The following is an 11,973-nucleotide window of genomic DNA, read 5'->3' on the forward strand; positions in this document are numbered from 1 at the left end:
TGTACTCCCATCACCTATCCCTCATCAAAGTACAAGGGGTTTCGAAAGGCACTCTAAGATGAAGAGTAGAACGCCCGCTGTCTGCGCCTTACGTAAAATAGCAGAAACGCTTATTGGTCTAAACGGCATGTTGAACGACGTTAACGCCTTCTTCTGAAGTATGCTTAGTAAACCTTGAGGATAGAGTGTTACACGCGATATTTTCACTGCACGATCCAGAGCAACCGACCTTATGAAAGCCATTGAATGTTTGTGGCGATACAAATTTGTTCGTCTCTAAATCCGGGAACTCGAAAGGAAAAGTCATTTTACTAATCGATAGCAGTTTGAAAAGTCGGCTCGATTTTATTCCTCTCGCGCAGTATCTGTCAGAAGAGTACAAGCTGATTGCTCTTGATACACGCAAGCATGGTCGATCTGGTATCGGGGTTGCCCTCGGCCCTATCGACAACTTCAGGATGATTTTACCGAAAAATGATCCGACCCGGCAGGTTTATCAGACCATCACTCTTAAAAAATGGCGTGAGATGTTTGGGAACAAAATCTCGACCCACAATGCCAAAAATCTCGAACAATATTTTGGAAAATTATTTAACACGGCATCACATCTGCAAAAAATATCCAATGCCCGCTGCTCGTAGTGCATAGTAAAGACGATATACTGTTATCGCGGCAACAGGTGTTCGAACTGACTGAACGGGTCAACGGTGCAAGGCTGCTTAATTTACCCTTCGTGAAGCACATATTACTCCAAGACATACCTGATCGTGTTACAGCCTGAAGGCTATATAGTGACGCACCCCGTTAGGGGAATCTCTTTCCAATTCAACACTATTTTATATAAAACCCTCTATCCTAAAAAGCACCAGCCTTACTAAACTGCGCTGGAAGCAGTTTCTGGTGGCAGGCCCGCGCACGGGGCGGCCCATGGTGAGTGTTCGAACGCCTTGACCAGATAGTCCAGCAGTGCGGTTACCCGCGTGGGCCGAGCGGAACTGGCGGGGGTTACAAGATACAGGCTGATAAGCGGGCCTTCCCATTCTGGCAGAATGCGTTCCAGCCGCTTGTTATATAAACCTTCCCACACCATAAATTCAGGAAACAACCCGTAGCCAAGACCGGCTTCCAGCGCGGGCAGGAAGGCCTCGGCATTATCGGCCTTGAAACGGGCTGTCTGGCTTAGGACAAATTCCTTACCCGACCCGTCCTTGCGTAAGCGGATCATGCCGGGTGCAGTGCCGTTGGTATAAACAAAGCTCTTATGGGCCTCGAGTTCGCGCGGGTGGATGGGCCTGCCCACACGATCCAGCCATGCGGGCGCTGCAACCAGCAACAGGCGCAGGTCGCACAGCTTTCTGGCCCGCAACGAGGAATCCGCCAGTGATGCGATGCGTAATGCGACATCGTACCCAGCTGCCACAAGGTCCACCACCGCATCGCTGAAATCTATGGTCAGGTCTATATCAGGGTAGCGTTCCAAAAACGCAGGCAGAACCGGAGCTAGGTGCCGTATGCCAAAGGTCATGGGGGCTGCAATACGCACACGCCCTGAAGGACGGCGCATATCGCCCCGTGCCTCGGTTTCTGCCGCCTCGGCTTCCATCAGCAGGCGGTTGGCATGCCCGAGCAGGGCGCGGCCGGTTTCTGTCAAGGACATATGGCGCGAATTGCGGTTGAACAGCGCAATGCCGAGCGACTGCTCAAGGCGGCTGACCGCTTTTGAAACCGTCGGCTTGGAAAGCTGGATTTCTTCCGCCGCGCGCGCGAAGGAGCCAAACTCGGCCACTTTTGCAAAAATGGCCCATGCTTCAAAATCCGGCAGGCGCATGGTGTTTTCTCCTCCGTTCGTGAGCCGTACCGCTATCCATACCGCCAAATGCCCCAACAACCAACAAACGGAAACGATACCTTTCCATGATTGCCATATACTGATGGCCGCCCCCTCCGTTACCGTGTCCACATGAACCAGCACCCTTGCACAGTGGAGTAACGACAATGATTGAAGTCAGGCCCTTTGATAAACTCGGCCACGCCAATCATGGCTGGCTTGATGCCCGGCACCATTTTTCCTTCGCCAGTTACTACGACCCCGCACGGATGCACTGGGGCGCGCTGCGCGTATGGAATGATGATGCCATTGCCCCCGGCACGGGCTTTGGCACCCACCCGCACGACAACATGGAAATTATTACCTATGTGCGTGAAGGGGCCATTACGCATGAGGATAGCCTGGGCAACCGGGGGCGCACCGGCGCGGGCGATGTGCAGGTTATGTCGGCAGGCACGGGAATCCGCCACAGCGAATACAATCTGGAAGACGAAACAACCCGCCTGTTCCAGATCTGGATTCTGCCTGACCGGGCAGGCCATGCGCCCTCATGGGGCACTCGAGCTTTCCCACGGGGCGACCGGGCCGGGCAGTTTGTCGTTCTGGCATCTGGCCAGCCAGATGCAGATGACGCGCTCCCCATCAATACCGATGCCCGCGTGCTGGGGGCTACGCTGAAAAAGGGCGAAACCACCAGCTATAACCTTGGTGCTGACAGGCTGGGCTATCTGGTCGTGGCTAAGGGGTCTGTCGAAATCGAAGGCAAAACCCTGAACGAGCGTGACGGTGCCGCCATTTCCAAAACGGATGTGCTGTCTGTTCTCGCTCTTGAGGATACGGAAGTGGTGCTGGTTGATACCGTGCCATAACCAGCCAGCGGCTCATGGGCCGGGGTAACACCCGGCCCATGGCCCTGCGCGCTCAACACTGGCACAGTCGATGCCGCGCCCGATAAAAACAACCACCACTCTTTTATGGCCGAGACACCCTGCCCGGCCACTGCGTGCCGCCTTTACGCCGGAGCCTGCGTGATAAACGCTAGAACATCACGCATGATAACGGCTTCCTCATCCGTGGGTTCAACCCGCACCCTCACGGCACTGTCCGGGGTGCTGATAACACTGGCATGGCAGGCATTGGCCTTGGCATCCAGCTTTACACCCAGCCAGCCCAGCCTTGCACAAACATTAGCCCGCAGGGCGCTGTCATGCTCACCAATCCCGGCTGTAAACACCAGACCATCCAGCCCTTCCATAACAGCCGCCAGCGCGCCGGTTTCTTCAATAATCCGGTATTCGAAAAGGTCCAGCGCCTGCGCGACTGCCTTGCTGATTTCGGGGTCTTTTTCCTCCACCAGCCTCTGGCGTAGCAGCCGCATGTCGGACGAAACGCCCGAAACCCCCAACAGGCCGGACTGGCGGTAGAGCACATCCACCAGCGTGCACCAGCCTGCACCTTCCTCCTGCATCATATAAAGCAGCGCACCGGGGTCTATCATGCCTGTGCGCGTGCCCATCATCAAACCATCCAGCGCTGAAAACCCCATCGTTGTTTCAAGGCTTTTCCCGCCTTTTAACGCGCACAGACTGGCACCGCTGCCCAGATGGGCTATCAGCGTGCGGCCTGCATACAGGGCTGGGTCGCACAGCTTCAGGCGTTCCGCGATCCATGTATAGGAGAGCCCGTGAAAACCGTAGCGCTGCACGCCTTTTTGCGCGTAACGGCGGGGCAGCGGCAGCAGGCGCGCCATTTCGGGTATGGTCTGATGGAATGCCGTATCAAAACAGGCAACCTGAAGCAGGTCGGGCCTGTAGTCAGCAATGGCCCGTGCAGGGGCCAGAGTTGCGGGCTGGTGCAACGGTGCAAACGGGGTCAGTGCCTCAAGCTGGTCGAGCACATCGGGCGTAATACGCACAGGAGCGGAAAATTCCGGCCCGCCATGGACAATCCGGTGGCCAACACCCAGCAGGCTGCGCCCCTCCGCATGGGCGGAAAGCCATTTCAGCAGATGATCGAGCGGGTGGGGGTCTGTGGTGGTAATCTGCTCATCCACACAGCGCGTGCCTGTGCGGTCGTTTACATGAAAGCTGAACCCATCAGCATGGTTTTCAATCTCGCCATGCACCAGCCGTATTGGCGCGTCCTGTGCCGTAATCCCGGCCCCGACATCGAACACCGTAAACTTGACGCTGGAAGAACCCACATTGAAAACAAGGATTACACCAGCCATACGCTCTGTCTTTCAGAAAAAACCATATGCACCGCGCAACATCAGCCACAGGCAGGCCGTGTTCTGAGGTAACGCGCATACAACGCACCCACAGCAGCAGAAGCCAGCCGCGCCTGCACACTGTCCGCCCGACTAGTGAGCAGTACAGGCACTTTTGCCCCCATGACAATACCGGCGGATTCCGCCCCCGCCATGAAAATAAGGTTCTTGGCCAGCATGTTGCCTGCTTCCAGATCAGGCGTGACCAGAATCTGTGCCCGCCCTGCAACGGGTGAGACAATCCCCTTGATCCGCGCGGCCTCGCCATCCACAGCGTTATCCATGGCCAGTGGCCCGTCCAGCACGCCGCCGGTAATCTGCCCCCGCTCGGCCATCTTGCACAGGCAGGCGGCATCCAGCGTGCCCTGTATTTTCGGGTTGACCGTCTCGACCGCCGAGAGGATCGCCACACGCGGTGCGCCCAGCCCAAGGCCCAGATGCAGGTCTATGGCATTTTGGACAATGTCGCGCTTGGTCTCGAGATCAGGCACGATATTGATAGCGGCATCGGTCACGAACAGCAGCCCGTCATAAGAGGGGGCGGCTATCAGAAAGATATGGCTCATACGGCGCTCTGTCCGCAGCCCGCTCTGGGGGCCAACCACCCCGTGCATGAGAATATCCGTATGCAGGCTGCCTTTTATCAGCCCGTGCACCTCACCCGTATGGACAAGGGCTACGGCCTGCTCCACCGCCGCCGCCGGGGAGCAGGCTTCCACCAGCTTCAGCCCGCTGATATCCAGCCCGCTTTCCCGCGCGAGGGCCGCCATGGCCGCGCCATCACCCACCAGAACGGGGGTAAGTATGCCGCGTGCGGCCGCATCCACCACACCTTGCAGGGCGTGCTGCTCGCACGGCCAGACCGCCGCATAAGGCACAGGCCCCAGTTTGGACGCCTTGCGCACAAGGTCGGCAAACAGCGCATGCTGGTTCTGCTCTCTGGCGGAACCGATTTCCATGGCCTCGCTTACTGACGAGACACGCGGCATATCCACCCCCATCATGCTCCCTTTCCCTTATGCGCCCGTTACGGTCATGCGCTCCACAGGCAGCGTCATCAGCCGGTAGTATTCGCGCCGCACAAACGCGCGAGCCTGCTCTGGCGTGCCACGCGCGGCGCATCGGCCCTGAAAATCCGCAAGGCTGGTATGGCCCTGTGCGTGCATCCACGCCCGCAGGCCTGCCACCAGCGTGCCGATATGCCCCGGCCCCCGCTCCAGCAGGGCCGAAGCCGTTGTCACCACACTGGCCCCCGCCAGCAGGCAGCGCACCACATCGGCGGCGCTCCATACACCGCAGCCTGCGGCAAAACTGCCACCAAGCCGGGCGGAAAGCAGGGACAGCCACATCAGCGTCAGGTTCAGTTCTGCCGGGGTGCTCAGGCACAGGCGTTCATCCGGCTCCATGACCGCAATATCCAGCCCCGGCCCATAAAACCGGCTAAACAGCACCACCCCGGCCGCGCCATTATCCAGTAGAGAGCGTACCACATGGCCCGGCGCGGTAAAAGTCGAGGGCAGTTTGACCGAAACCGGAATACCCACCCCCGCACAGACCCGGCGCACCACATCCGCATACTCGGCTTCGACCGCATGGGCACTCTGGGTAATGTCAGTGGCAATATGCGAGAAATTCAACTCGATAGCACTTGCCCCGGCCTGTTCCATCTGGCGGGCAAAATCCAGCCAGCCTTCATCTGTGCAGCCGTTCAGGCTGGCAATAACAGGCACCCCCGCCCGCTCCGCCGCCCGGCGCAGGGTATTAAGCCTGCCATCCAGCACGCGGGCCTGCGCCTGCGGGGCAAAATACGCCCCCATTTCGGCATGGCTTTCCTGCCCGGCAGACCACAAGGCGGCCTCGGCCAGTTCCTGTGCTGCAATCTGCTCCTCATAAACCGAGGCCATAACCACGGCCGCCGCCCCGGCATCCGCCAGACGCACAATACCCTCTACCGACGCGCTGAGTGGCGAGGCCGCCGCAACCACAGGGTGAGGCAGTGTCAGGCCCAGATAGGCTGTTGCAAGGCTCATACCCGCATCCCCTTTCATGTCACGTCCTCCCAATGGGGCAGGAAGCGGCTGCCATCGCGCGCGGCCAGATCCTCATACATGCGGTAGCGTTCATCGGCCGCGGCCTGCGCCTGATGCATAAGGTGGGCGGCGTTTTCGGGGTTTGTGCGCTCCAGTGTCTTGTAGCGCAGTTCGCGATAGGCATAGTCTTCCAGCGTAATACGCGGGCGGGTGGAATCCAGCCGGAAGGGGTTGAGCCCTGCACGCCGCATGGTCGGGTCAAAACGAAAGAGCGGCCAGTAGCCAGAGGCCACCGCACGGGCGGCCTGCTTCATGCCCGTGCGCATATCGATCCCATGTGCGATGCACTGCGAATACGCCAGCACGATAGAAGGCCCATCATAGGCCTCGGCCTCGCGCAGGGCGATCAGCGCCTGCTCGGCATTGGCCCCCATGGCAATCTGCGCGACATAAACATAGCCATAGGCAATGGCCTGCATGGCCAAGTCCTTGCGCGGCACCTTTTTGCCCGCCGCCGCAAACTTGGCGGATGCTCCTATGGGTGTCGCCTTGGAGGACTGCCCGCCGGTGTTAGAATACACCTCCGTATCCAGCACCAGCACATTGACATTGCGCCCCTGCGCCAGAACATGATCAAGCCCACCATAGTCAATATCATACGCCCAGCCATCTCCCCCCACGATCCAGACGGAGCGCTTGACGAAACAATCCGCTACACTGAGCAGCATTTTCGCCTCGGCATCGGTGGAGCCTGTCAGTTTTTCCTTCAGAGCCGCCACGCGGGCGCGCTGGAGATCGAACTCTGATTCCGTGCGCTGTGGCGCATCCAGCAGGGCAGAAACCAGATCCTGACCTATTCTGTCGGCCAGTTTGCGTGAGAGTGCATGCGCCAGTTCGGTCTGCTGGTCTATGGCGAGGCGAAAGCCCAGACCGAACTCGGCATTATCCTCAAACAAGGAATTAGACCACGCTACCCCGCGCCCCTGCGCATTAGCTTTCCACGGATGGGCAGGAGTATTGCCCGCGAAAATGGAAGAACACCCCGTGGCATTGGCAATTTGTAGCCGATCGCCAAAAAGCTGCGAAATCAGCTTGAGATAGGGGGCCTCGCCACAACCGCCGCAGGCCCCGCTGAACTCGAACAGGGGTTCAAGAAACTGCACGCCGCGCACATTGGCCGCATTGACCCGGCGGCGATCCATCTGAGGAATGGTTTCAAAAAACTGTATATTTTCTCGTTCTGTTTGCAAGATAGGCAGTTTTTCACCCATATTGATGGCACGGGTCTGCCCATCCTGTGCAATAGCGGGGCAGTTTTCCACACACACCCCACAACCCGTGCAGTCTTCCACATAGAATTGCAGGGTAAACAGGGAATCCGGGTAGCCTCGTGCATTGACCGGGGCTGACTTGAAACTGCCCGGCGCGTTTTCAAGCAGGGCGGCCTCATAGGTTTTGGCGCGAATAACGCTATGCGGGCAGACAATGCTGCACTGGCCACACTGGATACAGGTTTCGGGGTCCCAGAGCGGCACCTCCAGCGCGATATTGCGTTTTTCATACTGCGTGGTGCCACCGGGGAATGTTCCATCCACCGGCATGCGGCTGACGGGAATCATATCCCCCCGCCCGGCCATGATCTCGCCCGTAACCTCGCGCACGAAAGCCGGGGCATCTGCTGGCACGACTGGAGGCATGGCCACGGTGCCGGTTGCCTGCGCAGGCACCGACACGGCATGCAGTGCGGCCAGTGCGGCATCCACCGCCGCGTTGTTCAGTTCGACAATGCGCGGGCCCTTATCGCCGTAGGATTTCTGGATAAACGCCTTGATCTGGCGGATGGCCTCATCCGCTGGCAGCACATTGGAGAGATGGAAAAAGCAGGTTTGCAGAATGGTGTTGACCCGTGGGCCAAGCCCCACGCGCTGCGCCACGGCTGAGGCATCGATCACGTAAAACGATAGCCTGCGGGTTATGATCTGCTCCTGCACGCGGCGTGGCAGGCGGTCCCAGACCTCATCGGGGCCGTAGGGGCTATTGAGCAGGAAAATACCGCCTTCCTTCGCAGCCCCCAGCACATCGCGCCGGAACAGGAATTCGAACTTGTGGCAGGCCACGAAATCGGCATGCCGCACCAGATAGGGCGCGCGGATGGGGGCCGCGCCAAACCGCAGATGCGATGCGGTTTCCGCCCCGGATTTATGAGAGTCGTAATCAAAATAAGCCTGCGCGTAGCGGCCGGGCTGGTTGCCCAGAATTTCCACGCTGTTCTTGTTGGCCCCCACCGTGCCATCCGCACCCAGACCGAAAAACAGGCAGCGTGTCGTGCCTGCGGGCTCGATATCCAGCGTGTCGTCATAATCGAGGCTGGAATGTGACACATCATCCACCAACCCCACGGTAAAGTGGTTGCGCGGTTTGGGGCGGGCCAGCTCATCAAACACCGCGCGCGCCATACCGGGGTGGAAATCGCGCGAGGACAGCCCATACCGGCCACCGATCACGCGCGGCATGCGCTCCAGCCTGCCATCGGCCACGGCTTCGGCCAGCACGCTCAGCACATCGGCCAGCAGCGGTTCTGCTGGGGCTCCCGGCTCCTTGGTGCGGTCCAGAACAGCTATGGCCTTTACACCGGGGGGCAGGGCCGCCAGAAAATGCTCCGCCGAGAACGGACGGTACAGCAGCACCTGCAACGCCCCCAGCCGGGGCTGATCCGCCTTGCCCTGCGCGTTCAGCCACAGGGCGGTTTCGCGCACGACCTCCGCCCCCGAGCCCATGGACACCACAACATGCTCGGCATCCTGCGGGCCATCGTAGCGGAACAGGCTGTACTGCCGCCCGGTCAGGCCCGCAAAACGGTCCATGGCCTCCTGCACAATGGCGGGAGCCTTGGCGTAATAGGGGCTGACAGCCTCGCGGGTTTGGAAATACGTATCGGGGTTCTGCCATGTTCCCCGAATGAACGGATGATCCGGGCTGAGAGCGCGGGCACGGTGGGCATAAACAAGCTCATCGTCGATCATGGCGCGGATTGTCGCATCCGGCAGGATGGAGAGCGTGTTGTATTCGTGCGATGTGCGAAAACCATCGGTAAAATGGATAAAAGGCACACGGGCGCGCAGGGTGGCTGCCTGTGCGATAACGGCAAGGTCATGCCCTTCCTGCACGCTGGAGGCACCCAGCAGGGCAAAGCCTGTCTGGCGCACGGCCATGATATCCTGATGATCGCCAAAAATGGAGGAAGCCCCTGCCGCCAGCGCGCGCGCCGCTACATGAAAGACGGTGGAGGTGAGTTCCCCCGCGATCTTGTACATGTTAGGGATCATAAGCATGAGCCCCTGCGATGCGGTGAAGGTGGTTGTCAGCGCACCGCTTTGCACCGCCCCATGCACGCAGCCCGCCGCCCCGCCTTCGGCCTGCATTTCCTGCACGACCGGCACCGCCCCCCATAGATTAGCAATGCCCTGCGCCGCCCACACATCCGCCAGTTCCGCCATGGGAGAAGACGGGGTAATGGGAAAAATCGCGCAGACCTCGTTCACCCTGTAGGCGATATGGGCCACAGCCGTATTGCCGTCGATGGTGGTGGTTGTGCCGGTTTCGGCCTGTGCATCCGTAGCACTGGTAGGAGCTGCCGCGTTATCGGCGGCACTGGGCTGCGTTGAGCCGGGGGGGGGTGAAGCAGCGGAAGCCGCACTAGGGAGCGAGCCTGCCTGTGTGGTGTTGGTGTTCATCATCCCGCCCCCCATCATGCCCTGACCCTGAAACGTGCAGGAGCCAGTGGCTCGCCCAGACTGCCCACAGGCGCGGGCTGGTTCTGCGGTTCGGCCACCATGTCTATGGCGTGGCACGGGCATTGTTCCGCGCAGGCCGCACAGCCCGAGCACAGATCAAGCGATACCTCGTACCCCCGCCCCGGCCCCCGGCGCGTAATCGCCTGCTCGGGACAGGCGGCAAAACAGTTGTCGCACTCATAACAGTTTCCACAGGACAGGCAGCGCGCAGCCTCGCGCCGCGCCTGTGGTGCGTCAAGCCCGGCCACCACCTCGCTAAAATCCGTACGGGCGGCAAGGGGCTGTTCGGGCTGAGGGGTGCGGGTGGCATCCATGTAATCAGGCAGATGCAGCATCTCGAATGTCACCAGCGGTGGTGTGGGCGGATGCTCCCATGCCTGACCATGCAGATACGCATCAATTTCGCGGGCTGCCCGTTTGCCGTGGCCGGTGGCCGCTGTCATGGTACGTGCACCGCCGATGCAGTCTCCACCAGCGAAAATACCGGCATGCCCGGTCATGAAATGCCCGTTGACCACCACCGTATCGTCCTTGGCTATCGCCACATCCGGCAGGGCGGATAACAGGGAAAGATCCGCATGCTGGCCCACCGCCATAATGACGGCATCTGCCGCAACCTGCTCCGTAACACCCGTGGGGGTTACGGAACCATCCGGGTTCATCACGACTTTTTCGACCGTCAGCCCATCTGCGCCGAAATGCTCCGCAACACTGAGCCAGCGGATTTTCGTGCCTTCCACGCGGGCTTCCGCCGCTTCTGCTGGCAGGGCTTCCATATGGGCGGCGTCATAGCGGAACACCAGCACCGTCTCGCGCGCACCCAGCCGCCGGGCCGTGCGGGCGGCATCCATGGCCACGTTGCCACCACCAATCACCGCCACAACCCGGCCCATCAGGGGGCGCGCGCCCGAACTGACATCGTGCAACAGATCAATGGCGTTCAGCAGCCTGTGCCCATCCTCGACCGGCACATCCAGATGATTGGCAACCGAGGCCCCGACAGCCACAAAAGCAGCATCAAACCCGCCTTCCGCCATAGCCTGCGCCACATCGCGCACGCGGGTATTGCTGCGCAGGGTTACCCCCGGCATGGCCAGCACGCGCGACAGCTCCGCCCGCAGGGTCTCGCGCGCCAGCCGGTAGGCGGGAATGCCATGAGCCATCATGCCGCCGGGCTCCTCCGACGCATCGCGGATTTCCACCGCATGGCCTTTGCGCGCCAGATGATAGGCGCAGGCAATGCCCGCGGGCCCTGCCCCCACCACCAGAATTTTTTTGCCGCTGGGGGGGCTGCACGCCACCACCCAGCCTTTTTCCACCGCCAGATCGCCCAAAAACCGCTCTACCGCATGCACGGCCACGGGCTCATCGAGTTCGCCACGGTTGCAGGCCGTCTCGCACGGGTGGTAGCACGCGCGGCCATGCGTGGCGGGCAGCGGGTTTTCCTGTGTCAGCAGCCGCCATGCGGCTTCGTATTCGCCTGACTGGGCCAGCGCCAGCCAGCCCTGAATGTTCTCGCCCGCCGGACAGGCATTGTTGCACGGCGGCATGAACGACACATAGGCGGGATGCTGCCAGCGGCGGCTACCAACGCCACGCCGTGTGGTTTCCTGCATGATCTGGCCAAGATCGTGAAGTTTCAACGACATATGCGCTCCCCCGCCCTTACGTTCCTGTGGATTGTAAGCGGCATGCGTTAATTTCTCGACACTTACGTCAAAAATTTTTCCCGCTCAATGATCCAGATCATGAGTAAAAGGTTACCATAACGATAACAAAACACAGAAAACTACTTTCCAATACTATATTAATTAGCTTTAAACGTCTGTTATATATTTTTGACATAGGTATCACGAATATGCTAACCGCCCCCTCCGCCTGTTATGGGCCCTGATACAGGCTCCTGTCAGGCAAAGACCTACGCTGTTCCGCCATCACGACACCGGAAAGACGCAGAATGACCCATCTCCCCCGCCGCACGGCCTTTCTTTTCCCCTCTACCGAGAGCGCGTTGTGAAAAGGGCCGTTATCCGCATTGCGGTGGTGGGGGGG

The 11,973-nt window shown here is 59.9% G+C and carries 8 protein-coding genes; 2 read left to right on the plus strand and 6 right to left on the minus strand.

Annotated elements, in window-relative coordinates; translation table 11 throughout:
* The first annotated feature begins 326 nt into the window (after positions 1-326).
* Positions 327-641 (plus strand): hypothetical protein, encoded by a 315-nt coding sequence (locus ABF757_RS11800; RefSeq protein ID WP_415482521.1) that lies wholly within the window; start codon positions 327-329, stop codon positions 639-641.
* 233 nt (positions 642-874) lie between these two features.
* Here the strand turns inward: ABF757_RS11800 and ABF757_RS11805 are convergent, their stop codons facing one another.
* Positions 875-1,828 carry a LysR family transcriptional regulator gene (locus tag ABF757_RS11805; protein WP_415482522.1) on the minus strand — a complete coding sequence of 318 codons (954 nt, stop codon included), beginning with the start codon at positions 1,826-1,828 and terminating at the stop codon, positions 875-877.
* 167 nt (positions 1,829-1,995) lie between these two features.
* Between ABF757_RS11805 and ABF757_RS11810 the strand changes: the two genes are divergently transcribed.
* Positions 1,996-2,697: a pirin family protein gene (locus ABF757_RS11810; protein ID WP_415482524.1), complete on the plus strand. Its 702-nt coding sequence runs from the start codon at positions 1,996-1,998 to the stop codon at positions 2,695-2,697.
* Between the two features lie 143 nt (positions 2,698-2,840).
* Here ABF757_RS11810 and ABF757_RS11815 read toward each other — a convergent pair whose 3' ends face one another.
* From ABF757_RS11815 to ABF757_RS11835, 5 genes are read right to left on the minus strand one after another with little or no spacing between them, the layout of a single operon-like run.
* A complete protein-coding gene (locus tag ABF757_RS11815) occupies positions 2,841-4,058 on the minus strand; it encodes an acetate/propionate family kinase (RefSeq protein ID WP_415482525.1) in 1,218 nt (405 codons plus the stop codon).
* Between the two features lie 41 nt (positions 4,059-4,099).
* Entirely contained in the window at positions 4,100-5,101 is a 1,002-nt protein-coding gene (locus ABF757_RS11820) for a bifunctional enoyl-CoA hydratase/phosphate acetyltransferase (protein ID WP_025860322.1), read from the minus strand.
* A gap of 12 nt (positions 5,102-5,113) precedes the next feature.
* Entirely contained in the window at positions 5,114-6,127 is a 1,014-nt protein-coding gene (locus ABF757_RS11825) for a dihydroorotate dehydrogenase-like protein (protein ID WP_415482527.1), read from the minus strand.
* A gap of 14 nt (positions 6,128-6,141) precedes the next feature.
* Complete coding sequence (nifJ, locus tag ABF757_RS11830) at positions 6,142-9,864, minus strand: pyruvate:ferredoxin (flavodoxin) oxidoreductase (protein ID WP_415482528.1); 3,723 nt, start codon at positions 9,862-9,864, stop codon at positions 6,142-6,144.
* Positions 9,865-9,875: 11 nt separating this feature from the next.
* Positions 9,876-11,570, minus strand: coding sequence for an NAD(P)-binding protein (locus ABF757_RS11835; protein ID WP_415482529.1), 1,695 nt, complete (start codon positions 11,568-11,570; stop codon positions 9,876-9,878).
* Positions 11,571-11,973: the final 403 nt, after the last annotated feature.

This window comes from Acetobacter papayae (genome assembly GCF_047721125.1).
GTDB classification, from domain to species: domain Bacteria; phylum Pseudomonadota; class Alphaproteobacteria; order Acetobacterales; family Acetobacteraceae; genus Acetobacter; species Acetobacter papayae.

Coding starts and splice junctions, on each gene's coding strand:
- ABF757_RS11835 (WP_415482529.1), bottom strand. CDS start 11,570: ATGTCGTTGAAACTTCACGATCTTGGCCAGATCATGCAGGAAACCACA.
- ABF757_RS11805 (WP_415482522.1), bottom strand. CDS start 1,828: ATGCGCCTGCCGGATTTTGAAGCATGGGCCATTTTTGCAAAAGTGGCC.
- ABF757_RS11810 (WP_415482524.1), top strand. CDS start 1,996: ATGATTGAAGTCAGGCCCTTTGATAAACTCGGCCACGCCAATCATGGC.
- ABF757_RS11820 (WP_025860322.1), bottom strand. CDS start 5,101: ATGATGGGGGTGGATATGCCGCGTGTCTCGTCAGTAAGCGAGGCCATG.
- ABF757_RS11825 (WP_415482527.1), bottom strand. CDS start 6,127: ATGAGCCTTGCAACAGCCTATCTGGGCCTGACACTGCCTCACCCTGTG.
- ABF757_RS11815 (WP_415482525.1), bottom strand. CDS start 4,058: ATGGCTGGTGTAATCCTTGTTTTCAATGTGGGTTCTTCCAGCGTCAAG.
- nifJ (WP_415482528.1), bottom strand. CDS start 9,864: ATGATGAACACCAACACCACACAGGCAGGCTCGCTCCCTAGTGCGGCT.